Here is a 24,441-nt window from a genome sequence, read left to right as displayed (position 1 = left end):
GTCGCAGTTCGGTCGAACGGGATGAATACTTTTGACGGTCGCCGTCGAATACTGTGGGTGAGATGGCCCTCCTCGAATCGGATCAGTCGCCGCTGGTCTCCGCGTTCGGCCTCCTGGTCGCCCTCGTCGCGGTCGTCGGAACCCGCGTCCTCGGCTGGGAGTGGGGGTCCGGTCGACTCGTCCCGACCCTCGTCGGGGTCGCCGTCGCCGGGGTCGCCGTCGCGATAGTGGCCACGCGGGTCCTGCGCTGAACGCGACCGACCGCCGACCGGTTTGAGCCGCTCGCCAGCCGTCGGCTCGTCGCGCCGGCGGCTCCCCGTCGCGTTCGTCGCGGAGCCAAACCGCTTTACGACCGCCCCCGTAAGTGCCGGCAATGGCGACGTGCGACGAGTGCGGGGAGTACGAGAACCTCCCGTACCAGTGTAAGCGGTGCGGCCAGACGTTCTGCGCCGACCACCGACTGCCGGAGAACCACGACTGTCCGGGCCTCGCCGGGTGGGACGACCCCGGCGGCGTCTTCGACAGCGGCTTCGACGAGAGCGTCGAGGGCGAGTCGGCGGCCGACACCGGCGGTCGGACCGGCGGGCGCACCTCCGCGGGGATCGTCGACCGCTTCAAACGCCGGATCGACCGCGAAACCGGCACCGGCGGGCTGGTGAGCTACTTCCGCAACAACGCGACGTACGCCATCCTGCTGGCGATGTGGGTGACGTTTATCGCGCAGTGGGTCACGCTGTTCGTCGGCGGGGAGGCGCTCCACAACACGCTGTTCGTACTCCGGTCGGAGGCGATCGCGAACGTCTGGACGTGGGTGACGTCCGTGTTCTCGCACGCGCCCGGACAGCTGTTCCACATCATCGGCAACAGCATCGTGATCCTGTTCTTCGGCCCGCTCGTCGAGCGCGCCGTCGGATCGAAGAAGTTCGTCGGGTTCTTCTTCGGCGCGGGGATCGCCGCGGGACTCGGCCACGTCCTCTTCGCGGTCGCGACGAACGCCCCGCCGACGGGCGTCCTCGGCGCCAGCGGCGCCGGATTCGCGATATTAGGCGTCCTCACCGTCTGGCGGCCGAACATGCAGGTCCTCCTCTTCTTCGTGATCCCGATGAAGATCAAGTACCTCACGTGGGGGATCGCGGCCGTCTCCGCGGCGCTCGTGGTCGCGAGCGGCACCGGCGGCGTCGGCGGCATCGCGCACCTCGCGCACCTGATCGGCTTCGCCATCGGCCTCGCGTTCGGGAAGCGCAACGAGGGGCTCGCGCGCTCCGCTGGCGGCATGGGCGGGGTCTCGATGGGCGGCGCACGCGGTCCGGGCGGTCCCGGCGGCCCCGGCGGTCCCGGCGGGCGGTTCTGATGGGCCTCGCGCGGCCCGCCCTCCGCCCGGACCCGTCGCTGTCGCGCGCGGAGATGGAGGCCCTCCAGCGCGACATCGCGGCGGCCGCGACGTTCGAGGACGACCACGCGCTCGACCCGGCCGCCGTCGCGGTCGACGAGGCCGCCTCGCTCGCGGACGGCCTGCCCCCGGCGCGCGACGGCGCGCAGGAGCGGTTGGGGGCCGGTGCGGGCGCGGAATCGGCGGATGCGAGCGGTTCGACGGGCGACCCCGACGCGCCCACCGTCGTCGGCGTCGATCAAGCGTTCCTCACCGACCGCGGCGAGGGCCGCCCCGACGCCGCCGTCTCCGCCGCGGTCGCGCTCTGCGGCGGGCGCGTGATCGAGTACGCGAGCGCGACGACGCCGCTGTCGATCCCGTACGTTCCCGGGCTGCTCGCGTTCCGGGAGGGCGAACCGATACTGGCCGCGCTCGACGCGCTCGACGCCGACCCCGACCTGCTGGTCTGTGACGGCTCCGGTCGGATCCACTTCCGGGAGGCGGGGCTCGCGACCCACGTCGGCGTCCTACACGACGTTCCGAGCGTCGGCGTCGCGAAGAGCCTCCTCTGTGGCGAACCCGACGAGTCGACGAGCGAGCGCCCCGCGGGCTGGCGGACGCCGGTCCGCGCCGACGACGCGGTGACGACCGCCGAGCCGGGGACCGTCATCGGGCACGCGTTCCAGTCGCGCCAGTACCCGAACAGCAGGCGGGTGAACCCCCTCTACGTGAGCCCCGGCCACCGGGTGTCGGCGGAGACGGCGGTCGACCTCGTCGCGGCGCTCTGTGCGGGGTACAAGCTCCCGGAGCCGACGCGGCTCGCGGACGCCCACGCGGAGCGGGCGAAGCACGACGCGGAGTGAGGGGGCGCTCCCGGCGGTCGCTTCCTCAGGTGCCGTGCCAGTAGTTGCCACAGGCAGGCGGTTTTTAGACGGTCGCCTCCGAACCCGGAGGCATGGGAGACGACGACAGAGAGAGTCCGATGTCCGCGGAGGAGTTCCGGTCGCTGACCGACGGGCTGGTGCGACAGAGTTCAGGCGGGGGGACGACGGTCTACAAGAACGCGGCGGGCGTCGGCTGTCCGAACCCCGACTGCGACCGCGGCGTCTTCCAGACGCTGTTCGTCAGCGACCACGGCTGGCAGCAGATCGGCGCGACCCGCGACGGGATCGACCTCTGTTTAGTTAACACGGAGTCGAAGCGGCTCGTCTTCATCCACGACGAGTAGGTCGGTCCGCGGCGACGGCGGCACCGCCGATCAGTCGTCGTCCGCCGCGGACCCGGCGTCCGGCTCCGCCGCGCAGCGGTTCGGGCCGAGTTCGAGTTCGATCGCCGCGGTCTCGTCCGGCGGCGACTCGACGCCGCGGTTGGCCGCGATCACCGACTCGTAGTTCGGCGGCTTCTCCGGGAGCGTCCGCGTGATCCGCTCGAAGAAGTCCTCCCGGTCGAGGTCGAGGATCCCGATCCCGCGGCGCGCGTCCCCGACCGTCGTGAAGACGGGTTCGCCCGGCTCGACCTCACCGGTCGTTCCGTCGTTCGCGACCGCGAAGTGACCCGGGCAGACGACGACGCCGTCCGGCTCGGCGAGCAGGGTCCCGTGGAGCGAGTCGTACAGGCGGCGGGCGGCGCCCGCGGCGCCCTCGGCGGCGTCTCCGCCTTCATCGTCGTCGCCGCTCGCTGAGAACTGGAGTTCCGTCCGCCCGACGCTGTCGGTGAACAGCGTGTCGCCGGTGAGGACCGCCGCGTCGCCGACGAGGTAGCTCGCGCCGTCGTCGGTGTGGCCGGGCGTCGCGAGCGCTTTCAGGTCGACCCCGCCGACGTCGAGCGTCTCGTTGCGCCCGATCGGCTCGAACTGGTACGCCACGTCGCGCTCGGCGGCCGCGGCCGGGAGAAAGTACGGAACGCCGAGCTCGTCCGCGAGCGCGCGGCCGCCCGAGAGGTGGTCGGCGTGGACGTGCGTGTCGAGGACGGCCGCGATCGACGCGTCGCGCTCAGCGGCCGCCGCGACCCACTCGTCGCCGTGTCTGGAGACGTCGATAGCGACGGCGATACGGGGTGAGCCGTCGGAATTAGCGACGGCGACGCGGTCGGAGTCGGAGGAGTTAGCGAGGACGTGATCCGCGTTGTCCGCCGCGCCCGCCTCGCGCCCCCCGACTACGAGGTACCCCAGACACCCCTTCGCCCGGCGCTGGACCTGGACGATATCGAGCGGCGGGGCTGAGTGGGGCGTTGCGGGGAGCGGCACAGGGGTTCGGTCATAGACGGCCGACCAGCCGCGCATGCCGTCTTCGACGACGACCACGTCATCGTACCCGGCCGCGTCGAGTTCGGCGGCGAAGTCGTCGGAGGCCTTCCCCTTCGCGCAGATCGTGACGACGGTGTCGTCCGGAGAGAGGCCGGTCTCGCGCTCAAAGTCGTCGACGTCGAACTCGTGGAAGGGCTTGTAGAAGTAGTGGACGGCGTCCGCCACGCGCCAGCCCGCGAAGCTCTCTTCGGGGCGGGTGTCGACGACGGTGAACTCCCGCTCGCCGCGCCGCCGCGCGTCGATCCTGTCCCGGAACTCGTCGGCGGAGATCGTTTCGGCCATACCGGAGTCTTGTTCCGCGTGATCAAAAGCGCTCGGACGAGAAGTAGGGGTGGATCAGCGGCGGCGAGATAGCGCTGCGTGCTGGTACTCTCCAACGGCTCACTGATAAATGAACAACGACGCCGCGGTGAGCACCGCCAAAGCCCCAGCCGCTCACTTATAAATAGCAAACGACAGATCGACCGCGAACACCGCCAAAGCCCCAGCCGCGAGGACTCGCGCGGCTCGCTGCGCTCCTCGTCACTCACTTCGCTCGTTCCTGCGGTGCTTACGTCGCGGTGCTTCGTCCTCGCGGCTGCCCCTTTGAGTCCCACCCCGCACCGCACAGCAACCGCACCTCACGCCTCCCCAGCCTCGTCGGCCTCCCTCCGCTTCGCTCCGGTCGGCCGACTCCCTCGCGCGTGCTGCTCGCGGCCGAGGGCCGCTCGCAGGCACGCGCCACCCCGATCCGCAGCAGGTGAGCATCACCGCGACCGACGATGAAGAGGTTTTATTCGGAACGGCGGGCGAGCGGGAGACATGGTCGAGGCGTTCGCGGTCGCCAGCGGAAAGGGCGGCACCGGGAAGACGACGAGCACGCTCGCGCTCGGGATGGCGCTCGCGGCCGACCACGACGTGACGGTCGTGGACGCCGACACCGGGATGGCGAACCTCCTCTTTCACGCCGGGCTCGACGACGCGACGGCCACCCTCCACGACCTCCTCGTCGAGGGGACCGCGACGGACGTGAGCGAGGCGACCTACGAGCGGTTCGGGCTCTCGGTCGTCCCCTGCGGCACCTCGCTCGCCGGCTTCGAGGCCGCGGAGCCGGAGCGGCTCCGCGACGTGGTGGCGGAACTCGCACGCGACACTGACGTGCTGCTGCTCGACTCGCCGGCCGCGCTGGGGTCGAAGTCGGCCGTCCTGCCCGTCGTGCTCGCGGACCGCGTCGTGGTCGTCGTCGAGCCGACGATCCCCGCGCTCTCGGACGGGCTGAAGGTCCAGGAGTACGCGCGCTCGTACGGCACGGAGACCGCCGGCGTCCTGTTCAACAAGGTCCGGAACGAGGCCGACGACGTCGCCGCCAAGGCGGAGCGCCACTTCGGCGGCCCCGTCCTCGCGAACGTCCCCGAGAGCGACGCCGTCCGGGCGGCACGGCGGGCCGGAGAGCCCCTGCTCGCACACGCGCCGGAGAGCGAGGCCGCCGCGCGCTACCGCCGGGCCGCCGACCGACTCGACGTGCGCGACGGCGACGGCGACGCGGTCGCCGACCGGTTCCGCAGCGCGGTCGTCCCCGACACGCCATGAGCGGGGAGCCCGATACCGGCTCCTCGGAGCCGGCCGGCCTCACGATTCCGCGGGGAACCCTCCTGCGCTCGCGCGTCGTCTCGGACGTGGCGACGACGCTGTCGCGCGCGCTCGACCGCGAACTCACCGGTTACGCGACGCTCGTCCCGCAGGAGACCCTCTTACTGTCCGGCGAAGCCCGCGGCGTCCTCACGTTTGACGACGGCGTGCCCGTGCTGGCGTACAACACGGTGACGGACAACGGTGGTCCGGACGCGCTCGCGGAGCTCGCGGTCCCCGGCCCCTATCGCGTCGAGCTGTACGCCGTCGATCCGAGCGGGCTGGCGGCGGCCCACGAGGAGGACGCGCTCCGGGTGGGGCCCGCCGCGGCCGCGACCGAACTGGCCGACGACGCCGCCCTCGCCGAGCGGACGCGCGGGGCGGCGCCCGAGGGGCGCCTGCGCGACTCCGGCGACGAGGACGACGCCGTCGCGGCGTTCCTCGACGACGACGACCGGATCGACGCGATCCGCGAGCAGGCGCGGTCGGAGGCCCGCGACCGCGCCGCCGAGTGGGGACTGGACGACGCGCTCGACGGGTCGACCGGAGTCGACGGAGGCGGTGACGGCACTCCGGCCGGAATCGACGGTACCGACGGGAGCGATGCCGGCGGGGCAGGCGGAGTCGACGACTGATCGACCGAACGGTTATCTCGGCTCGGCCCCTCGGATCGGTATCTCCGTCCTCCGACTCCTGCGGCTGACGGCGCCCGCCGACTTCGCCGCCTGGTACGCCGCCGGCCGCGCGTACACGACCGCCGTCGCCGAGGGGATGGGATTCGGCGGCGTCGACTCGCTCGATTCCGACCGGACAGTCCGTCGCCTCCGGACGGCCCCGGAAGCGTTGACTCCGGACGAGGCGCGCTCGGTCGCGGCGACGCTGCTCGCGGACGGCGCGTTCTCGGAGCCGTACTGCGAGTGGTTACCGACGTGGTACGAGCTCGCGCTGATCGCGCCCGTCCGGTACGGCGACTGGCGGCTTCGACGCGTCGCCGGCGCGGTCGCCGAGAACGCGTCCGTGTCCGCGACCGCGCCGCGATTCTCTCGTCCGACCGACGTCCGCATCGACGGCGCACCGGCGCTGTCGCGGGTCTCCGGGTTCCGCGAGCGCTTCCTCCTCGCGGACTCGCTGCTCCATCTGGAGTGGTTCGACCACGTCGCCGCCGCCGACGGCATCGAAGTGCCCGCCGACCTCCTCGCGCGGACCCGCGAGGAGTCGCTGTCGCACTACGGCGGCGACCGCGACCGGCTCTCACCCGACGTGCGTCGGTTCCAGCGCCACCTGTTCGGCGACGACCGCTGGGTCCGGCGCGTCGACGAGGCGTACGGTCTCGACAGCCGGCTGTTCGGACTCTGGGAGCGACTGCTGCGCGACGAACGGCGGCGGCTCGGCAGGGACTGAGAGGACGGCCACACGAGACGTTTCTCTCTCAAAATTCTGGAAAAAAGTGTTACAGACCCGGTAACGAGTTACGGATTCCGATCGTGAAACGAGAGGTAAGTATAGACGGGAACGGCCCGTACCGATGGGTACGAACCGCGGTTCGGTTCGCTGTCCCCGACGCTTCGGCCCTCGTTTCGTCGGCCGCCCGCACGCGTCCCGGCCCGGGCGAACTCTCTCTTCATCGGGTCCGGCCGACGCAATCTCGATCGAGTCCGGCCGACGCGACCGTCGCCTGCGCCGGTCCCGTTCGAGCCGCTCGGTCGTACTCGTTCGTCGGACACAACTCGGCGGCGAGTAATCTTTTATTCAGTATTTCGTCGGTCGGAAGCTTCATACGTCGTCTCGCGGATCCTCCGGGTACACGAATGGCAGTACTCTTGCTGGAGGATGTCGATGCCGACGACGTCGGGACCGTCGGCGGAAAGGCCGCGTCGCTCGGCGAACTCATCGGTGCTGGGCTCCCGGTGCCGCCGGGGTTCGCCGTCACCGCGGGCACGTATCGGACGTTCATCGAGGAGGCCGGGATCGACGAGGAGCTGTTCGACGCGGTCGACGTCGACCCCGAGGACTCCGCCGCGCTCCGCGAGGCCGAGGCGACCGCTGAGCGCCTGATCCTCGACACCCCGTTCCCCGAGACGGTTCGCGAGGAGATCCTCGACCGGTACCGAGAGATGGGCGAGGACGGCGAGGAGGCGTTCGTCGCGGTCCGCTCGTCCGCCACGGCCGAGGACCTGCCCGACTCGTCGTTCGCCGGCCAGCAGGAGACGTTCCTCAACGTCCGCGAGGACGACCTCCTCCGGCGCGTGAAGGAGTGCTGGGCCTCGCTTTTCACCCAGCGGGCGATCTACTACCGACAGCAGCGCGGGTTCCCGCACTCCGAGGTCGACATCGCGGTCGTCGTCCAGCGGATGGTCGACGCGGAGAAGTCCGGCGTGATGTTCACCAGCCACCCCTCGACCGGCGAGCCGCAGGTCACCATCGAGGCCGCGTGGGGGCTCGGCGAGGCGGTCGTCTCCGGCACCGTTTCGCCCGACAACTACGTGTACGACCGCGAGCGCGGCGCGGTCGACCAGGTGACCGTCGCGGACAAGAAGGTGGAGATGGTGAAAGACGCGGAGACCGGCGAGACGGTCCAGCTCGACGTCGACCAGGACCGGCGGAACGAGCGGGTCCTCTCCGACGCGGAGATCGGCGACCTCGTCGAACTCGGTGAGCGCGTCGAGGGGCACTACGGCGCCCCCCAAGACGTCGAGTGGGCGATCTACGACGGCGAGATATACATGCTCCAGTCGCGCCCGATCACCACGATCCGCGAGGACGCCGGCGACGAGGCTGGCGCGAGCGGGGGCGAGTCGCGGGCAAACGGGGCCGGCGCGGGCGAGGAAGCCGAGGCGGCGGCCGCCGACGGCGACGGCGGGGTGACGGGGACGGGGCCGAACGGCGGGACGACCGCGAGCGGCGGGACCGGTGCGGACGACGACGCGGACGGCCTCGTCGACGGGCTCGGCGCCAGTCCGGGCGCCGTCTCCGGCACCGTTCGGATCGTCCACAAGCTCGATCACCTCGACCAGGTCCAGGAGGGCGACGTGATGGTGACGGAGATGACGATGCCCGACATGGTGCCCGCGATGAAACGCGCCGCCGGCATCGTCACCGACGAGGGCGGGATGACGAGCCACGCCGCGATCATCTCCCGGGAGCTCGGCGTCCCCGCGGTCGTCGGGACCGGCAACGGAACGCGGGTCCTCGAAGACGGGCAACACGTCACTCTCGACGGCGACAAGGGGACGGTCCGGGCGGGTGAGTCCGAGTCGGCCGAGCCCGGCGAGGAGTTCGAGCCGGTGGAGGCCGCGCGCCCGGAGACCCCCGTCAAGCCGATGACGGCGACGGAGGTGAAGGTGAACGTCTCCATCCCGGAGGCGGCCGAGCGCGCCGCGGCGACCGGCGCCGACGGCGTCGGCCTGCTCCGGATCGAACACATGGTGCTGTCGCTCGGGAAGACGCCCGAGAAGTACATCGCGGACCACGGCGCCCGCGCCTATCAGGACGAGCTCATCGAGGGCGTCCGGCGCGTCGCCGACGAGTTCTACCCGCGACCGGTGCGGGTGCGGACCATCGACGCGCCGACCGACGAGTTCCGCGAGCTGGAGGGCGGCGACGACGAACCGGTCGAGCCCAACCCGATGCTCGGCTGGCGCGGGATCCGGCGGAGCCTCGACAAGCCCGAGCCGTTCCGGCAGGAGCTGGCCGCGTTCGCGCGCCTCTACGACATGGGGTACGACAACCTAGAGGTGATGTTCCCGCTCGTCAACGACGCGGCCGACGTGGAGGCGATCACGGGCCACATGCGCGAGGCCGGGATCGACCCCGAGGCGCGTCGCTGGGGCGTGATGGTCGAGACGCCCGCCAGCGCGCTCCAGATCGAGGACCTAGCGGAGGCCGGCATCGACTTCGCCTCCTTCGGCACCAACGACCTCACGCAGTACACGCTCGCGGTCGACCGCAACAACGGGCACGTGGCTGACCGGTTCGACGAGCTTCATCCCGCGGTGTTGCGGCTGATCGGCGACACCATCGAAACGTGTCGCGAGCTCGACGTCGACACCAGCATCTGCGGACAGGCCGGCTCGAAGCCCGAGATGGTCGAGTTCCTCGTCGAGAAGGGCGTCTCCTCCATCTCCGCGAACATCGACGCGGTCCGCGACGTCCAGCACGAGGTGAAGCGGACCGAGCAGCGTCTCCTGCTCGATTCGGTCCGCTAAGGTCCTCTGAGCCGACTTTTGTCTCCCGGAGCCGAGAACGGAACCGGTAAGAGCCGTCCGCGGCAACTGGGGGGCAGATGCGACAGCCGGAACCGGAGCCGCAGTCGTTCGACCGGGTGCTCTCCTCGATGTGTACCGAACCGCACCCGGCCGCCCGCGCGGCCGCCGAGCGGTTCCTCGCGACGAACCCCGGCGACCCCGCCACCTACGAGGCGGTGGCGGAGCTGGAGGCACGGGCGGTCGAGGGGCTCGCGACGCTCGCGGAGCATCCGACCCCCGCCGACGCGACCGGGTACGTCACCTCGGGCGGCACGGAGGCCAATATCCAGGCGGTGCGGTCGGCGCGGAACCGACACGGCGAGAGCGACGACACGTCCGGCGAGCGCGACGTCAACGTCGTCGCCCCCGCCAGCGCGCACTTCTCGTTCACGAAGGCGGCGGCGCTGCTCGACGTGGAACTCCGGACGGTCCCCGTCGACGACGAGTACCGGGCCGATCCCGACGCCGTCGCGGCCGCGGTCGACGACGGGACCGCGCTCGTCGTCGCCGTCGCCGGCAGCACCGAGCACGGCCGAGTCGACCCGATCCCGGAGCTGGCGGCGATAGCCGACGAGGCCGGAGCGCGGGTCCACGTCGACGCCGCGTGGGGCGGGTTCGTTCTCCCCTTTACCGACCGCGACTGGTCGTTCGCGGACGCGCCGGTCGACACGGTGACGATCGACCCCCACAAGTTCGGGCAGGCGCCGGTGCCGGCGGGCGGCCTGCTGGCCCGCGAGGACGCCGCGCTCGACGCGCTCGCGGTCGACACGCCGTACTTGGAGTCCCGGTCGCAGGCGACGCTGACCGGGACCCGAAGCGGTGCTGGCGTCGCCGGCGCCGTCGCGGCGATGGACGCGCTGTGGCCCGACGGCTACCGCGAGGCCGCGGAACGAGCGGCCGACAACGCCGACTGGCTCGCGGCGGAACTCGCGGACCGCGGGTACGACGTCGTCGATCCGGAACTCCCGCTCGTCGTCGCGGCGGTCCCCGAGTCCGAGTTCGCGGCGCTCCGCGACGCCGGCTGGAAGGCGTCGCGGACCGGGACCGGAGCGCTCCGCGTGGTGTGTATGCCGCACGTGACGCGGGCGACGCTGCGGGCGTTCCTCGACGATCTCGACGGGATCCGGCGGTGAGTCGCACCGAGATGCGCGACCGCCGCGGCGACGCGTATCATGAATGGACGATGCGGTGGCGCGTGCCGACGAGGTCGGAGAGGCGTGAGGCCGCGTTCGGATCAACATATTCACTACGGGGCGCCACGAACCGGAGCGTATGAGTTCGGACGACGTCTCTCGGCGCGCGTTCATGCGGACGGCCGCGGGTGCGACGGCCGCCGCCGGCGCGGCGACGGCGACGGCGGGGACGGCGGCTGCACAGGAAGTGGAACCCGACTGGCCGAGCGCCGCCGTCGGGAACGTCGGGTCGTACACCGACGCCCGCGGCCAGGACTCGGTGACCGTCTCGGTCGGCGCCGGCGACCAGGGACTCGCGTTCGACCCGACGCTCGTCTGGGTGGACGAGGGGACGACGGTCACCTGGGAGTGGACGGGCGCTGGGGGGTCTCACAACGTCCAAACGGTCGAGGGCCCGGCCGGCCTCGACAGCGGCGCCCCGGTCGGTGAGGAGGGGTACACCTACGAGTACGAGACCTCGAGCGAGGACGCCGGTATCACCCACTACCACTGCGTGCCCCACACCGCGGTCGGCATGCACGGCGGCCTCGCCGTCGGCGGCGACGTCGCCACCGTCGAGGTCGGCGGCGGCGGGAGCTCGAACGCGGTGTTCGTCCCGGACGCCGCCCGGGCGCTCGGTATCGCGACGTTCATCGCGATGGTGAGCACGCTGGGACTGGCGTTCGTCTTCATGAAGTACGGCGGCACGATCACCGGGCAGGACCAGGCGTAGCGGACCGCGACCGATTTCTTTCGCCGTGTCCGCTCTCACTCCCCGTCGACGAGCTCCTCGTACAGCGCCGTGTAGCGGTCGATCACCGCGTCGTGGTCGAACGAGGCGAACTCGCGGTCGACCGCGCGGCGTTCGAGGTCGCCGACCGCGACGAACTCGTCGGCCAGCTCCGCCGGGCTCGTCACGAGCCGGCCGCGTTCGCGCCCCTCGACGAGCTCGTGGGCGCTGGAGTCGGCCTGGTACTCGACTAAGGCGACGCAGCCGCACGCGACCGCCCACAGCAGGTCGGTCGCGAACGTCTCCCACGTCGCGGTCGCCACCGCGACGTGCGTTCCTTTAAGTATCGGAATCCGTTCCTCGGCCGGCAGGTCGCCGAGGAACTCGACCCGGTCGCCGATCCGGAGGTCGCCCGCGGTCGCCTCGATCCGGCCGCGCTCGGGGCCGTCGCCGATCACCGCCGCGGTCCAGTCGCGGCCGCGAAGCTCGGCCAGCCCGAGGAGGAACGTCTCGACGTTGGCGTGGCGGTCGAGCCGCCGCGAGTACACCGCGTCGAACCGGTCGTCGACGCCCGCGGATTCGACGGCGCCGAAGTCGATGCTCTCGGGGAGCACCCGCACGTCGTCGCCGTCGGCGCCGTGTTCGCGGACGCGCGTCTTGGTGGTCCGCGACGGGGCCGTCACCGCGTCCGCGCGCCGCGCGAGCGGCCGGTACCAGCGGCGGGCGTCGGCCGGGTGGTCGCGCCACCAGTCGACGACGACCGGGGCCCGCGAGAGCGACCCGGCGACCGTCGCGGCGAGGGCGGGCGTCGGCGGGCTGTTGACCGCGTGGACGACGTCGGGCCCGACGCGGCGGAGTGCGAGCGGGAGCCGCGCGGCGAACGCCGCGGGCGCGGGCTCGGCGGTGACCGACCGGTACTCGATCCCGTCCTCGTCGAAGGCGTCGTGGTCCCCGCCCCACCACCGGGCGCAGAGCCAGACGACTTCGTGGCCGCTGGCGGCGAGGCCGCGGGCGGTCCGGAGCGTCCGCGTTCGCGCCGGGGTCTCCCCGTGTCCGGGGGCGAAAAGCGAGACGAACGCGACGCGCATACGGCGACCGCACGGGGGGCGCCGATAAAAAGACACGGCATCTCGAGGGGACGCCGGACCCGCACCGCGGGTTCCGTCACCCGAAGCTGTTTCACGGCGCGCCCGGAACGGGCTCCCATGCGACAGTACGACATCGAACGCTACCTCAACGTGCGGAACGCGGGCGGCGCAGACCTCGGTCCCGACGGCCGACTCTCGTTCCTGCTCAACACGACCGGCACGGGTCAGGTGTGGTCGGTCCGCGAGCCCGAGTCGTGGCCCGAACAGCACACGTTCTTCGAGGAGTCCGTCTCCTTCGTCGACTCCTCGCCGGAGCGCGCCGAGGCCGTCTTCGGCATGGACGAGGGCGGCAACGAGCGCGCGCAGCTGTACCGGCTCGACTACGAGTCCGGCGCGATCACGGACCTCACCGACATGCCCGATGCGAAGCACCGGTGGGGCGGCTGGGACTCCTCCGGCGACCGGTTCGCGTTCGCGTCGAACCGGCGCGACGAGGCCGTCTTCGACGTGTACGTCCAGGGCCGCGACGAGACGGGCGACGACGCCGAACTCGTGTACGAGGGCGACGGCTGGCTCTCGGTCGCCGGCTGGTCGCCGAGCGACGACCGGTTGATCGTCCACGAGGCCCACTCCTCGTTCGACCACGACGTGTACACCCTCGACCTGGCGACCGGCGACCTGACCCACCACACGCCCCACGAGGGGGACGTGCGGTACTCCGGCCCGGAGTGGGGGCCCGACGGCGAGGGGGTCTACCTCGTCACCGACCGCGACACCGACACCCTCCGGCTGGAGCGGCTGGATCTGGAGACCGGCGAGTTCGCCGTCGTCGCGGACGGCGGCGAGTGGAACGTCGACGGCGTGGCGATAGACGAGGACTCGCGGCGGATCGTCTACTCCCGGAACGTCGACGGCTACACCGAGCTCACCGCCGGCGAGCTCGTCGCGCCCGCCCGGGTCGACGCGTTCCCGACGCCGGACCTCCCGGACGGCGTCGCTGGCGGCGTGAGCTTCGGCCCCGACGGCGAGCGGTTCGCGGTGACGGCGACGGGGAGCACGCACAACGCGAACGTGTACGTCGTCGAGGCGACCACCGGCGAGGCGGAGCGGTGGACCCGCGCCTCGACCGCGGGGATCCCTCCGGACACGTTCGTCGAGCGCGAGCTGGTCCATTACCCCACCTTCGACGGTAGGGAGATCCCCGCGTTCTTCTCCGTGCCCGAGACGGAGCCGCCCGAGTCGGGCTACCCGGTCGTCGTCGACATCCACGGCGGGCCGGAGTCGCAGCGGCGCCCCTCCTTCGCCTCCGTCACGCAGTACCTGCTGAACAACGGGTACGCGGTGTTCGAGCCCAACGTCCGCGGCTCCTCCGGGTACGGGAAGGCCTACTCCGGGCTCGACGACGTGGAGAATCGGATGGACTCGGTGACGGACGTCCGCGAGGGCGTCGAGTGGCTCCACGACCACCCCGAGGTCGACCCGGACCGCGTCGTCGCGATGGGCGGCTCCTACGGCGGCTTCATGGTGCTGGCGTCGCTGACGGAGTTCCCGGAGCTGTGGGCCGCCGGCGTCGACATCGTCGGCATCGCGAACTTCGTCACGTTCTTAGAGAACACCGGCGACTGGCGCCGGTCGCTGCGCGAGGCCGAGTACGGCTCGCTCGACGAGGACCGCGAGTTCCTCGAGTCCGTCTCCCCGATCAACAACATCGAGCGGATCGAGGCCCCCCTCTTCGTCCTCCACGGCGAGAACGACCCGCGGGTGCCCGTCGGGGAGGCCGAGCAGATCGTCGAGGAGGCGCGCGAACAGGGCGTCCCGGTCCGGAAGCTGATCTTCGACGACGAGGGGCACGGGTTCGCGAAGCTCGACAACCGGATCGAGGCGTACCGCGAGATCGTCGACTTCCTCGCGGAACACGTCTGATCGGTTCCGGCCGTCGTTTCACGCCGCTCCGAACGGCCGTGACGGTTATACTGGTACGCGAGAGAGGATGACGGGATGAGTCGGTCAGACCCGCACGGGCTGCTCCTCGACCAGGCCCAGGACAAGGTCGCCCTGCTGGACGACGAGGGGACCTACACGTACGTCAACGCGGCCGCGGAGGGGATCCTCGGATTCGAGCCGGACGAGCTCGTCGGGACGAACGCCTTCGAGTACGTCCATCCCGACGAGCGGGAGGCCGTGCGGCGCACCTTCGAGGAGGCCATCCGGACCGACGAGTTCACCGAGGTCACGACGGAGTACCGACACCGGACCCGCGACGGGTCGTGGGTGTGGCTGGAGAGCCGCATGTCGAACCTCACCGACGGCGAGCTCGACGGGTTCGTCGTCAGCTCGCGGGACATCACCGACCGCGTAGAGGCCGAGCGCGAACGCGAGGCGGCGACCGCACACCTCCGGGAGATCGCCGCCGTCTCCAGCGACGTCCTCTGGATGTTCGACGCCGACTGGTCGGAGCTGCTCTTCGCCAACCCGGCGTACGAGGACATATACGGGGCCTCGCTCGACGAGGTCCGAGGCGATCCCTCGACGTTCCTCGACGCGGTCCACCCGGACGATCGCGACGCGGTCAAAGAGGCGATGGAGGCACTCTCGGCGGGCTCGTCGGTCGATATGGAGTACCGGGTGAACGCCGCGGAGAACTACAAGCGGTGGGTCTGGGTCCAGGGGGAGCCGATCACCGAGGACGGCGAGGTCGTCCGGATCACGGGGTTCACGAAGGACGTCACGGACCGGCGGCGGCGCGAGCGCCAGCTCGTCGTGATGGACAACCTCCTGCGTCACAACCTCCGGAACGACCTCAACATCGTCCTCGGGACGGTCGAGGAGCTGGAGGCCGAAGTGCCCGAGTCGGCGGAGCACACGGCGGTGATCCGACGGGTCGGCGAGAGCCTCCTCGACACCGCCCAGAAGGAGCGGGAGGTCATCGAGCTCATCACCGACCAGCGGGAGACCGACGCGATCGACCTCCGGGGCGTGATCGAGGAGGCCGTCGAGACCGTCCGCGGGCGGTACCCGGAGGGGTCGATCGCGGTCGGCGACCTCGACGCGGTCGTCGTCGACGGGCGCTGCGAGCTCCGGTCGGCGGTGATCGAGCTCCTGGAGAACCCGTTCCAGCACAGCGACGGGGCGCCGACGGTGACGGTCGGCCTCCGCCGCACCGAGGCGGGCGCCGAGCTCGTCGTCGAGGACGACCTGCCGCCCATTCCGGCCGTCGAGGTCGACGTGCTCACCGGCGACCACGACATGAGCCAGGTGTACCACAGCAGCGGGCTCGGATTCTGGCTCGTCTACTGGAGCGTGGAGCTGTCGAACGGGAACGTGTCGGTCGACGTCGGCACGGGCGAGGACGCGCGCGGCCGGGGCGGCGGCGGGCGCGGGAACCGGATCACGGTGTCGCTGCCGCTCGCGTCCGAGTGAGCGGCGCGTCGGGCGCTTACCAGTCCGGGCCGAAGTCGGGGTTGAGCTGGCGGTCCGTCCGGCCGAGCGCGTCGATCGCCTCGACGTCCTCGTCGTCGAGGTCGAGGTCGACGCTCGCGAGGTTGTCGCGGATGTGGTCGATCCCGGTCGCCTTCGGGATGGCGGTGACGCCCGTCTCGCGGAGCCACGCGAGGCTCACCTGCGCGGCGCTGACGCCGTGTTTCTCCGCGATGTCGACGATGGCCGGGTCGTCGAGAATCTCGCCGCGCGCGAGCGGCGAGTAGGCGACGAGCTCGACGCCGTTGGCGTCGGCGTACTCGCGGAGTTCCTCCTGCCGGAGCAGCGGGTGCATCTCGACCTGGTTCGCGAACGGCGCCTCCCCGAGCGCGTCCGTCGCCGCGTCGAGGTGTTCCGGCTCGAAGTTGGAGACGCCGATCCGGTCGATCAGGCCGTCGTCGCGCAGCTCGGCGAACGCCGGCAGCGTCTCCCCGGGCTCGTACTCCCCGGCCGGCCAGTGGACGTAGAGCAGGTCGACCGCGTTGACGCCGAGCTTCTCTAAGCTCTCGCGGGTCGAGGAGGCCACGTCCGCGGGCGAGAGCTCGTCGATCCACACCTTCGTCGCGAGGAAGATATCGCCGCGGTCGACGTCGCTTCTCGCGATCCCCTCGCCGACGGCCGCCTCGTTGCCGTAGATCTGCGCGGTGTCGACGTGGCGGTAGCCGGCGTCGAGCGCGTTCGCGACCGACTCGGTACACTGTGCCGGGTCGTCGTTCTCCCACGTGCCGAGCCCGAGAACGGGCATCCCGTTGCGGGTCGGTACCGCGGGCTGCTGCTGTTGGTCCGTCATCGCGTCCGCCTACTCGCGTGAGCCGAAAGTCGCTTGCGGTCGGGGCGAGCGCGGCCGGGTCGCGGCGGAGGGCCTCCGTGGGTCGTTCCAACGCCGCCTCAGTCGTCCGACAGCAGCGCCCGCGAGGAGTTCGTCACCACGAGCAGGCTCGACGCGCCCATCGCGACGGCCGCGAACAGCGGGTTCAGGAGTCCGGTCGCCGCGAGCGGGATGGCGACCGCGTTGTAGCAGAACGCCCAGCCGATGTTCCCCTTCACGCGCCGGCCCGCCGCCCGCGCGAGCTCGAAGACGGTCGCCACGGAGCCGAGCTCGTCGTCGACGATCGCCACGTCGGCGGCGTCGGCCGCCATCGCAGTCCCGCCGCCGAGCGCGATCCCGAGGTCGGCCGCCGCGAGCGCCGGCGCGTCGTTCGTCCCGTCGCCGACCATCACGGTGACGCCGCGCTCCTTCAGCCGGCCGACTGCCTCGGCCTTCCCCTCCGGCGGGACGCCGGCGAACACCGACGAGATCGCGTCGTGCTCCGCGAAGACCGTCGCGGCGCGCTCGTCGTCGCCGGTGAGGACGATCACCTCGACGCCCGAGCGGTCGAGCGCGGTCACCGTCGCCTCCCAGCCCTCGCGCAGTTCGTCCCCGACGACGACGAACCCCTCGGCGGCGCCGTCGCGGCCGACCGCGACCGGGACGCGGCCCACGTCGCGCGCGTCCGCGACCGCCTCGCGGATCTCGTCGGGAACGGTCCAGCCGCGCTCGTCGAAGAGGTCCGGGTGGCCGACGACGACCTCGACGCCGTCGACGACGCCGGAGACCCCGCGCGCGTGGCTCTCGAACGACTCGACCGCGGTCTCGGGGTCGCCGTCGCCCGCGGCGTCGGCGGGACCGGGGCCGTCCGCCGCCTCTGTCCCGCCGTCGGCAACGGCGGGCGTCGCGCCGTCGTCGGCCGCGTCACCGGGACCGGCGTCGGCCGCGTCCGCCGCGGACCGCGCCGCGGCGATCGCCTGTCCCACCGGGTGCGCGGACCGCGATTCGAGGGCGGCCGCGAGCCGGAGCAGGTCGTCGTCGACCGCGCGGTCGATCAGCCGCATCTCGCCGGTCGTCAGGGTCCCCGTCTTGTCGAAGACGACGGTGTCCGCGTCGCGGATCCGCTCGAAGACGGTGTCGTCGAAGACGACGATGTTGCGTTCGAGGGCGTCGCGGATCCCCGCGGCGACCGCGAGCGGGGTCGCGAGCCCGAGCGCGCACGGACACGAGACGATCAGCACCGTCAGTCCGACGAGCATCGCGTCGGTGGGCGCGGAGCCGAGCGCGAGCGACGCGCCGGCCGCGACGACCGCGATGACGAGGACCGCCGGGACGAAGACGGTCGCGAGTCGGTCCGCGAGCTTCTGAACGCCGTGGTTCCCGCTCTGGAGGTCGTAGACGAGCTCCGCGACGCGGTCGAGGCTGGAGGTCGCGTCCGGGCCGACCGCGACCGTGAGCGAGCCGTCGGTGACGACGGAGCCGCCGACGACCGCGTCGCCGGCGACCTTCCGGACCGGGAGCGACTCGCCGGTGACGACCGACTCGTCGACCGCGGCGTCGCCGTCGACCGCCTCGCCGTCGACCGGGACCCGCTCGCCGGCGCGCACGAGGAGGCGGTCGCCCGGTTCGAGCGCCTCGACCGCGACCGATTCGGTCTCCCCGTCGGCGGTCAGCCGCCGCGCGTCGTCGACCTGGACCGCCGTGACCTCGGAGAGGAGCTCCGTCGCGCGGTCCTTCACCGAGTCCTCGTAGTGGTTCCCGACCGTGACGATGACGACGATCGCGACGGTCACGTCGTAGTATATGGAGGGCGACTCGACGAAGATCACCGCGAGCGTGCTGTAGAGGTAGGCGCTCACCGCCGCGATCGCGACGAGGAGGTCCATGTTCGGCGAGCGCGTCCGCGCGCTGACGTACGCGCCGCGAAGGATCGGCTTCCCGGTGAAAAAGAGGACGATGGTGGTGAGGACGGCGATGACGATGAAGAAGTACGTCCCCGAGGTCGAGGCCATCGCCGCGTTGAGGTACTCGAGGGTCCGTTCGTTGTAGAACGGGAACGCGAAGTACGTCGGGTAGATGAGGACGATGTACTGTAACATGACGGCCATCCCGACGAGGACGCCCGCCGCGAGCCGCGCCGTCGCCATGTTGTCCGCCTGTCGACGCGAGAAGGCGTCGTCGCGGGCGTAGGCGCTGTACCCCAGCCCGCTCACCGTCTCCGTGAGGTCGTCGACGGTGACGGCGTCGGGGTCGCGGTCGATCCGCACCGTGTCTGTGACGTAGCTCGCGCTCGCGCCGCTGACCCCGTCGGCGTCGGTCGCCACCGTCTCGATGAACGCCTCGCAGGTCGCACAGTGCATCCCGTCGACCTCGAGGAACGTCGCCTCGTGGCCGTCCGGAACGTCGCGGTCGCCGTCGGCGGAAGCGTCCGCTCCGGCGGCGTCGGCCGCGGCGTCCTCGCCCGCCTGCCGGCGCTCGCGGACCGCGTCCGCGTCGACGTCGACGTCGCCGAGCGCGCCGTACACGTCGCGGCAGCCGGTACAGCAGAACCGATTACCGTCGTCGTCGGTGACGTCGACGCCGGCGGTCGAGAGCTCACAGAGGGTACAGACGGCGGGGTCGTCGCCGGGGTCTCCGGACGCGTCGCCGCCGCCGCCCGGAGACGCGTCGGTGCCTCCGCTCATCTCACATTCCCCCCATGCCGGCGTCGAGCGGGTTCCAGAACGGGAGCCGCGGGTGCGGCACGCGGATCCCGACGGACATCAGCCCGTGCGCGAACAGCACGTAGCCGAGCGCGACGAACGCGACGCCCAGCAGCCGGTGGATCCGGCGGCGGTGGACGGGCTCGACGCTCTCTATCAGCGTCCCGTAGGCGAAGACGGCGGGGATCGTGCCGAGTCCGAGCGCGCCGAGCGCGACGCCGCCCGCGACCGCGGAGCCGCTCGCGAACGCGTACAGGTACGCCGGGTAGAGGATCGGACAGGGGAGGAGGCCGTGGACCGCGCCGAGCGCGACGATGCCGGGCCCGTTCGCGAGGCGGTCGACGTGGCCGGTGAGCCACTCGGTGACGCGTTCGAGCCCGGGGAGATGGACTCCGCCTGTCGCGCCGCCGAGGAGGTACCGGGCACCGACGACGACGACGACCGCGCCAGCGAGGATCCCGACCCCCCCGCGGACGGTCGCCGCGGCGCCGGTCACGGTGGCCGTGGTGACGAGGACCGCGCCGCCGATCGCGCCCAGGAGGGTTCCGATGGTCGCGTAGCTCGCCGCGCGGCCGAGGTTGAACAGCGCGTGCTGGCGGACCTCGTAGGTGGTCAGGTGTCCCTCTCGGTCGGTCGCGGCGCTCGGTGCGCGCGCGGCCCCCGCTTCGCCGCCGTCGGTCCGGCCGGCGTCCGCGTCCATCCGGCTGGCGTAGACGGTGACGAGCGGGCCGCACATCCCGATACAGTGGGCGCCGCCGAGCAGTCCGATGGCGAGGAACAGCAGGACGTCAGTCCCGAGGAGCGACGGGAGGGCCATGTGGATCAGTCACCTCCCGTTCGGGGCCCGCGCGGGAATGGGTTTCGTCGGGCGACGACCGCGGAGCGGGGGGCGGTCCGTCGGGCGGACCCGTCGAATGGGCTCACGGGCGACTCACTCCTCCACGACGACAGTGCCGAACATCCCGGCCTTGCGATGGGGGATACAGACGTACTCGTAGGTGCCGGGGACGGTGAAGGTGTGGTCGAAGCGGTCGCCGTTCTCCAGTCTCCCGCCGAAGTCGGACCACCACGCCGACTCCGCGGACGCGTAGTCGTCGAAGCCGCCCGATGCGAAGAACTCTGCGGCGTCCGGGATCCCGCCCTCGGTCGCGGTGACGGTGTGCGCTCGCGCGCTGGTGTTCTCCCAGACGACGGTGTCACCGACAGAGACCGTGACCTCGCGCGGTCGGTACGCGGTGGCGACCATCCCCACGTCGTAATCCGGTTCGCCGCCGACGCTCGCACACCCGGCGAGGCCGACGGTCGCGGCCGCGCTCCCGGCGGCGCCGGCCCGCCGAAGGAACCGTCTCCGATACATACCCCATCTGGGTGCCTGAGGGGTTTCAATACCGCGGTCGACCCCGCCGAGTGGGAACGGACCTCGCGCCGCGGTCCGAGCGCGATCGGACCTCCGGCGCGCCGGGGAGACCCCGACCGGTCTCACCCGCCGACGAGGTCCTCGAAGACGCGCCGCTGCGCCGCCGCGAGGTGCTCCGAGAAGGTGGTGCGAGCGATACCGATCGCGTCGGCCACCTCGGTCGCGCTCGCTCCGCGAGGGTGTTCGAAGTACCCGAGCCGCTGTGCGGTCCGGACCGCCTCGCGCTGCCGGTCCGTGAGCCGCCCCCGGTCGACGACGACCGGATCCGACCGGGTGTCGGCCCCGCCGGAGCTCGTGAGCCGTTCGAGCCGCACCGACGCGCCGGTCGACTCCAGCGCGTCGATCACGTCGCCGAGCGGATCGGCTGCGGGCAGCGACAGCGCGAGCCGGACCCGGTCGGGCGCCGTCCGGACGGTGACCGTCGAGACGGGGTAGCCGAGGGACTCGACGGCGGCGGACGGGAACTGTCCCGTCGGCTGATTCCGACAGCGGTACACGAGTTCGTCGCCGCCGTCGAAGACGAGTTCGGCGTCGACCGCGCGGTCGGCGCGGAACTGCGAGACGACCGCGTCGCCGACACGGACGCGGTCAACGTCCTCCGCGACCGCGCCCGGCGGCAGCGCCGCCGCCACCGGCGCGGGCGTCGGGTCGCGGACGACGACCTCGACTCGGACGCCGGCGTCGCCCGAGCGGTCGCCGCCACGGGGCCGCTCGGGGTCTCCGGCCGCGTCCGAATCGTTCCGCGCAGCGCCGGAACGAGCGACGCCGTCGGAGCCGGCCGAGCCGGAGCCGAGGCTATCGGTCGAACCTGAGTCAGACGACCGCGACCGCCGTCCCATATGTCGATTGTGTGGTCGAAGCCGGAAAAAAAGGAAGCCGAACGAGTACGCGTCTCGACGGCTCGGTGGACCCCCTGATAAAGGCCCGTCGAGAGTTGGCAACGACTCAGACCGTGCGAGCCCGTACCGAACCCATGAGCGACGAGACGCTCCGCGGGCGGTCGGTGGGGGTGGTGGGGGCCGGCGTCGGCGGGCTCTCGGCGGCCGCCTACCTCGCCGCCGCCGGCGCGGAGGTGACGGTGTACGAGCGCGCCGAGCGCGTCGGAGGGGTCGCCGGTCGGCTCGAACTCGACGGGTTCCGGTTCGACACCGGCCCGTCGTGGTACCTGCTGCCGGACCTGTTCGAGCGGTTCTTCGGGGATTTCGACCGGTCGCCCGCGGAGTTCTACGACCTGACGCGGCTCGACCCGCACTACCGCGTGTGCTGGAACGACGGCGACAGCGCCGACGTGCCGGCCGACCCGGACGCGGCCGCCGACCTGTTCGAGTCGTACGAGCCGGGCGCGGGGGCGGCGTTCCGCGAGTACCTCGCGGACGCCGAGCGGGCGTACGACGCCGGGATGGAGCGGTTCGTGCTCCCCGGGCGGTCGCGGTTCCGCGACTACCTCTCGCTCGACGTCCTCGCCGGGGGCCGGGAGCTCGACCTGCTCTCTAGTCTCGACGACCGAGTCCGATCGTACGTCGACCATCCGAAGCTCAGGCAGCTTTTGGAGTACACGCTCGTCTTCCTCGGCGGATCGCCGCACAACACGCCGGCGCTGTACCAGCTGATGAGCCACGTCGACTACGGGCTCGGCGTCTACTACCCGCTGGGCGGGATGTACGAGGTGGTCGCGGCGGTCGAGACCGTCGCCCGCGACGCCGGCGCCGACGTCCACACCGGCGTCGAGGTGACGGGCCTGGAGCCGATCGACGGCGGCGTCGCGGTCGAACTCGGCGGCGACCGCTACGTCCACGACCGGGTCGTCTGTAACGCGCCGCCCGCCCACGTCGAGCGCGAGCTCCTCCCCGACGGGACGGTTCCCCGACTCGACGGCTACTGGGACCGGCGGACGTACGGACCCGCCGCGCACCTGTTGTACCTCGGTGTCGAGGGAGGGCTGCCGGAGCTCGAACACCACACGCTCGCGCTCCCGACGGACTGGGACCCGCACTTCGACGCGATATTCGACGACCCCGCGTGGCCGACGGGCGAGACGGAGCCGGTCGTGTACGTGAACGTCCCGTCCCGGACCGACCCGTCGGTCGCCCCCGACGGCCACGAGGCGGTCGTGACGCTCGTGCCGCTCGCCCCGGGGCTCGACGACACGCCGGACCGGCGGGCGGCGCTGCGGGACCGGGTCCTCGACGCGGTGGCGTCGCGGACCGGCGTCGACCTCCGCGACCGGATCGTCGCCGAGGAGTCGGCGTGCGTCTCCGAGTTCGCGGCGCGGTTCGACCAGCCGGGCGGGAGCGCGCTCGGGCTCGCGCACACGATGCGACAGACGGGGCCGCTCCGACCCGGGCCGCGCGTCCGTGGGACCGACCGACTCTACTACGTCGGGGGGAGCAGTAACCCCGGAATCGGCGTGCCGATGTGCCTGCTCGGCGGCGAACACTGCGCGGCCGCGGTCGAGGCGGACGTCGCGAGCGGACCCCTCGATCGGCTTCCCCTGGTCGGACGCTGAGTCCAGGCTACGGAAAACGATCGTCCATTCCTGTTCGGAATAACGAGACGATTTCGAATAATCTGAGCTGATACCAAAAATAGTCAGAAAAACCTTACCAGTCAGGTTATTGTGTTTACTGAAGCCGACGCGTAGCGACGGGCGTCGCATGATGGAAACAGCAGCCGCTGACGCGCTCGCAAGCGGTACGGTCCCGCTCGAAATGACGCAGACGCAGATCTTCGAGGCCATCCAGGGCGACACGCTCCTGGCCTCGTCGCTCTGGATCAACATCGCGCTCGCGGGCCTCTCGATACTCCTCTTCGTCTATATGGGGCGAAACCTGGAGGACCCCCGGGCCCAGCTGATCTTCGTCGCGACGCTGATGGTCCCGCTGGTGTCCATCTCCAGCTACACCGGGCTCGTCTCCGGGCTCACGGTGAGCTTCCTCGAGATGCCGGCGGGCCACGCGCTGGCCGGTCAAGAGGTTCTCACCCCGTGGGGGCGGTACCTCACGTGGGCGCTGTCGACGCCGATGATCCTCGTCGCGCTCGGCCTGCTGGCCGGGTCGAACGCCACGAAGCTGTTCACCGCCGTGACCGCCGACATCGGGATGTGCGTCACGGGGCTCGCGGCCGCGCTCACCACGTCCTCGTACCTGCTGCGCTGGGTCTGGTACGTCATCAGCTGCGCGTTCTTCGTCGTCGTCCTCTACGTCCTGCTGGCCGAGTGGGCCGAGGACGCCGAGGTCGCCGGCACCGCCGAGATATTCAACACGCTGAAGCTGCTCACCGTGGTCCTGTGGCTGGGCTACCCGATCTTCTGGGCGCTCGGCGCCGAGGGGCTCGCCGTGCTCGACGTCGCGGTCACCTCGTGGGCGTACAGCGGGATGGACATCGTCGCCAAGTACCTCTTCGCGTTCCTCCTGCTGCGCTGGGTCGTCGACAACGAGCGGACGGTCGCGGGCATGGCCGCCGGGCTCGGCGCCGCCTCTCGCGGCGGTGCGGCGCCCGCCGACGACTGAGAGCGACCGTCG

The 24,441-nt window shown here is 71.6% G+C and carries 21 protein-coding genes; 14 read left to right on the top strand and 7 right to left on the bottom strand.

Annotated features, from left to right (window positions below; all coding sequences use genetic code 11):
- The first annotated feature begins 62 nt into the window (after nucleotides 1-62).
- The 4 genes from BM286_RS08180 (at nucleotide 63) to BM286_RS08165 (ending at nucleotide 2,597) form a co-directional block, all read left to right on the top strand.
- Nucleotides 63-251 carry a multidrug transporter gene (locus BM286_RS08180; protein ID WP_092921066.1) on the top strand — a complete coding sequence of 63 codons (189 nt, stop codon included), beginning with the start codon at nucleotides 63-65 and terminating at the stop codon, nucleotides 249-251.
- Nucleotides 252-373: 122 nt separating this feature from the next.
- A complete protein-coding gene (locus BM286_RS08175) occupies nucleotides 374-1,351 on the top strand; it encodes a rhomboid family intramembrane serine protease (protein ID WP_092921065.1) in 978 nt (325 codons plus the stop codon).
- On the top strand, nucleotides 1,351-2,232 hold the full coding sequence (locus tag BM286_RS08170) for an endonuclease V (protein WP_092921064.1): 882 nt from the start codon (nucleotides 1,351-1,353) through the stop codon (nucleotides 2,230-2,232). Before BM286_RS08175 ends, BM286_RS08170 begins: the two co-directional genes overlap by 1 nt.
- A gap of 92 nt (nucleotides 2,233-2,324) precedes the next feature.
- Nucleotides 2,325-2,597: a DUF7385 family protein gene (locus tag BM286_RS08165; RefSeq protein WP_092921063.1), complete on the top strand. Its 273-nt coding sequence runs from the start codon at nucleotides 2,325-2,327 to the stop codon at nucleotides 2,595-2,597.
- A gap of 30 nt (nucleotides 2,598-2,627) precedes the next feature.
- On the opposite strand, the gene BM286_RS08160 is transcribed toward BM286_RS08165, so the two are convergent.
- Complete coding sequence (locus BM286_RS08160) at nucleotides 2,628-3,956, bottom strand: MBL fold metallo-hydrolase (protein WP_092921062.1); 1,329 nt, start codon at nucleotides 3,954-3,956, stop codon at nucleotides 2,628-2,630.
- Between the two features lie 519 nt (nucleotides 3,957-4,475).
- Here BM286_RS08160 and BM286_RS08155 point away from each other — a divergent pair.
- From BM286_RS08155 to BM286_RS08130, 6 genes are all read left to right on the top strand, one after another.
- Complete coding sequence (locus BM286_RS08155) at nucleotides 4,476-5,243, top strand: nucleotide-binding protein (protein ID WP_092921061.1); 768 nt, start codon at nucleotides 4,476-4,478, stop codon at nucleotides 5,241-5,243.
- Complete coding sequence (locus tag BM286_RS08150; protein ID WP_241988380.1) at nucleotides 5,240-5,917, top strand: hypothetical protein; 678 nt, start codon at nucleotides 5,240-5,242, stop codon at nucleotides 5,915-5,917. The genes BM286_RS08155 and BM286_RS08150 overlap by 4 nt, the downstream gene beginning before the upstream one ends.
- 136 nt (nucleotides 5,918-6,053) lie before the next feature.
- On the top strand, nucleotides 6,054-6,683 hold the full coding sequence (locus BM286_RS08145) for a hypothetical protein (RefSeq protein ID WP_092921366.1): 630 nt from the start codon (nucleotides 6,054-6,056) through the stop codon (nucleotides 6,681-6,683).
- A gap of 407 nt (nucleotides 6,684-7,090) precedes the next feature.
- A complete protein-coding gene (ppsA, locus tag BM286_RS08140; RefSeq protein ID WP_092921060.1) occupies nucleotides 7,091-9,487 on the top strand; it encodes a phosphoenolpyruvate synthase in 2,397 nt (798 codons plus the stop codon).
- Nucleotides 9,488-9,564: 77 nt separating this feature from the next.
- Nucleotides 9,565-10,659, top strand: a complete 1,095-nt coding sequence (gene mfnA, locus BM286_RS08135; protein WP_092921059.1) for a tyrosine decarboxylase MfnA — start codon at nucleotides 9,565-9,567, stop codon at nucleotides 10,657-10,659.
- Nucleotides 10,660-10,798: 139 nt separating this feature from the next.
- Nucleotides 10,799-11,431 (top strand): halocyanin domain-containing protein, encoded by a 633-nt coding sequence (locus BM286_RS08130; RefSeq protein ID WP_092921058.1) that lies wholly within the window; start codon nucleotides 10,799-10,801, stop codon nucleotides 11,429-11,431.
- A gap of 35 nt (nucleotides 11,432-11,466) precedes the next feature.
- Here the strand turns inward: BM286_RS08130 and BM286_RS08125 are convergent, their stop codons facing one another.
- Entirely contained in the window at nucleotides 11,467-12,516 is a 1,050-nt protein-coding gene (locus BM286_RS08125) for a glycosyltransferase (protein ID WP_092921057.1), read from the bottom strand.
- 117 nt (nucleotides 12,517-12,633) lie between these two features.
- On the opposite strand from BM286_RS08125, the gene BM286_RS08120 reads away from it, so the two are divergent.
- Both BM286_RS08120 and BM286_RS08115 read left to right on the top strand, forming a co-directional pair.
- Nucleotides 12,634-14,439, top strand: a complete 1,806-nt coding sequence (locus BM286_RS08120) for a S9 family peptidase (RefSeq protein WP_092921056.1) — start codon at nucleotides 12,634-12,636, stop codon at nucleotides 14,437-14,439.
- A 75-nt stretch (nucleotides 14,440-14,514) separates the two neighbouring features.
- The gene (locus BM286_RS08115) at nucleotides 14,515-15,936 is read left to right on the top strand and encodes a PAS domain-containing sensor histidine kinase (RefSeq protein ID WP_174548998.1); all 1,422 of its coding nucleotides are present in this window, start codon (nucleotides 14,515-14,517) and stop codon (nucleotides 15,934-15,936) included.
- A 16-nt stretch (nucleotides 15,937-15,952) separates the two neighbouring features.
- Here the strand turns inward: BM286_RS08115 and BM286_RS08110 are convergent, their stop codons facing one another.
- The 5 genes from BM286_RS08110 to BM286_RS08090 form a co-directional block, all read right to left on the bottom strand.
- Entirely contained in the window at nucleotides 15,953-16,738 is a 786-nt protein-coding gene (locus BM286_RS08110) for an aldo/keto reductase (protein ID WP_092921362.1), read from the bottom strand.
- 143 nt (nucleotides 16,739-16,881) lie between these two features.
- Nucleotides 16,882-19,485, bottom strand: a complete 2,604-nt coding sequence (locus BM286_RS08105) for a heavy metal translocating P-type ATPase (RefSeq protein WP_092921055.1) — start codon at nucleotides 19,483-19,485, stop codon at nucleotides 16,882-16,884.
- Between the two features lies 1 nt (nucleotide 19,486).
- The gene (locus BM286_RS08100) at nucleotides 19,487-20,320 is read right to left on the bottom strand and encodes a sulfite exporter TauE/SafE family protein (RefSeq protein WP_092921054.1); all 834 of its coding nucleotides are present in this window, start codon (nucleotides 20,318-20,320) and stop codon (nucleotides 19,487-19,489) included.
- Between the two features lie 114 nt (nucleotides 20,321-20,434).
- Nucleotides 20,435-20,860 carry a plastocyanin/azurin family copper-binding protein gene (locus BM286_RS08095; RefSeq protein WP_092921053.1) on the bottom strand — a complete coding sequence of 142 codons (426 nt, stop codon included), beginning with the start codon at nucleotides 20,858-20,860 and terminating at the stop codon, nucleotides 20,435-20,437.
- Nucleotides 20,861-20,982: 122 nt separating this feature from the next.
- A complete protein-coding gene (locus BM286_RS08090) occupies nucleotides 20,983-21,759 on the bottom strand; it encodes a helix-turn-helix domain-containing protein (RefSeq protein WP_092921052.1) in 777 nt (258 codons plus the stop codon).
- Nucleotides 21,760-21,770: 11 nt separating this feature from the next.
- On the opposite strand from BM286_RS08090, the gene BM286_RS08085 reads away from it, so the two are divergent.
- Together BM286_RS08085 and BM286_RS08080 are read left to right on the top strand one after the other, a co-directional pair.
- The gene (locus BM286_RS08085) at nucleotides 21,771-23,426 is read left to right on the top strand and encodes a phytoene desaturase family protein (protein ID WP_343123976.1); all 1,656 of its coding nucleotides are present in this window, start codon (nucleotides 21,771-21,773) and stop codon (nucleotides 23,424-23,426) included.
- A gap of 202 nt (nucleotides 23,427-23,628) precedes the next feature.
- Complete coding sequence (locus tag BM286_RS08080) at nucleotides 23,629-24,429, top strand: bacteriorhodopsin (protein WP_092921360.1); 801 nt, start codon at nucleotides 23,629-23,631, stop codon at nucleotides 24,427-24,429.
- Nucleotides 24,430-24,441 lie beyond the last annotated feature (12 nt).

It is taken from the genome of Halorubrum sodomense, from assembly GCF_900111935.1.
Taxonomy (GTDB): domain Archaea; phylum Halobacteriota; class Halobacteria; order Halobacteriales; family Haloferacaceae; genus Halorubrum; species Halorubrum sodomense.
This window is presented reverse-complemented; position numbering and strand designations above follow the sequence as displayed.

What these genes read in the sequence shown, in the direction of transcription:
- BM286_RS08120 (WP_092921056.1), top strand. Translation starts at nt 12,634, where the DNA reads ATGCGACAGTACGACATCGAACGCTACCTCAACGTGCGGAACGCGGGC.
- BM286_RS08175 (WP_092921065.1), top strand. Translation starts at nt 374, where the DNA reads ATGGCGACGTGCGACGAGTGCGGGGAGTACGAGAACCTCCCGTACCAG.
- BM286_RS08145 (WP_092921366.1), top strand. Translation starts at nt 6,054, where the DNA reads ATGGGATTCGGCGGCGTCGACTCGCTCGATTCCGACCGGACAGTCCGT.
- mfnA (WP_092921059.1), top strand. Translation starts at nt 9,565, where the DNA reads ATGCGACAGCCGGAACCGGAGCCGCAGTCGTTCGACCGGGTGCTCTCC.
- BM286_RS08170 (WP_092921064.1), top strand. Translation starts at nt 1,351, where the DNA reads ATGGGCCTCGCGCGGCCCGCCCTCCGCCCGGACCCGTCGCTGTCGCGC.
- BM286_RS08110 (WP_092921362.1), bottom strand. Translation starts at nt 16,738, where the DNA reads ATGCCCGTTCTCGGGCTCGGCACGTGGGAGAACGACGACCCGGCACAG.
- ppsA (WP_092921060.1), top strand. Translation starts at nt 7,091, where the DNA reads ATGGCAGTACTCTTGCTGGAGGATGTCGATGCCGACGACGTCGGGACC.
- BM286_RS08180 (WP_092921066.1), top strand. Translation starts at nt 63, where the DNA reads ATGGCCCTCCTCGAATCGGATCAGTCGCCGCTGGTCTCCGCGTTCGGC.
- BM286_RS08160 (WP_092921062.1), bottom strand. Translation starts at nt 3,956, where the DNA reads ATGGCCGAAACGATCTCCGCCGACGAGTTCCGGGACAGGATCGACGCG.
- BM286_RS08165 (WP_092921063.1), top strand. Translation starts at nt 2,325, where the DNA reads ATGGGAGACGACGACAGAGAGAGTCCGATGTCCGCGGAGGAGTTCCGG.
- BM286_RS08090 (WP_092921052.1), bottom strand. Translation starts at nt 21,759, where the DNA reads ATGGGACGGCGGTCGCGGTCGTCTGACTCAGGTTCGACCGATAGCCTC.
- BM286_RS08095 (WP_092921053.1), bottom strand. Translation starts at nt 20,860, where the DNA reads ATGTATCGGAGACGGTTCCTTCGGCGGGCCGGCGCCGCCGGGAGCGCG.
- BM286_RS08080 (WP_092921360.1), top strand. Translation starts at nt 23,629, where the DNA reads ATGACGCAGACGCAGATCTTCGAGGCCATCCAGGGCGACACGCTCCTG.
- BM286_RS08100 (WP_092921054.1), bottom strand. Translation starts at nt 20,320, where the DNA reads ATGGCCCTCCCGTCGCTCCTCGGGACTGACGTCCTGCTGTTCCTCGCC.
- BM286_RS08115 (WP_174548998.1), top strand. Translation starts at nt 14,515, where the DNA reads ATGAGTCGGTCAGACCCGCACGGGCTGCTCCTCGACCAGGCCCAGGAC.
- BM286_RS08150 (WP_241988380.1), top strand. Translation starts at nt 5,240, where the DNA reads ATGAGCGGGGAGCCCGATACCGGCTCCTCGGAGCCGGCCGGCCTCACG.
- BM286_RS08155 (WP_092921061.1), top strand. Translation starts at nt 4,476, where the DNA reads ATGGTCGAGGCGTTCGCGGTCGCCAGCGGAAAGGGCGGCACCGGGAAG.
- BM286_RS08105 (WP_092921055.1), bottom strand. Translation starts at nt 19,485, where the DNA reads ATGAGCGGAGGCACCGACGCGTCTCCGGGCGGCGGCGGCGACGCGTCC.
- BM286_RS08130 (WP_092921058.1), top strand. Translation starts at nt 10,799, where the DNA reads ATGAGTTCGGACGACGTCTCTCGGCGCGCGTTCATGCGGACGGCCGCG.
- BM286_RS08125 (WP_092921057.1), bottom strand. Translation starts at nt 12,516, where the DNA reads ATGCGCGTCGCGTTCGTCTCGCTTTTCGCCCCCGGACACGGGGAGACC.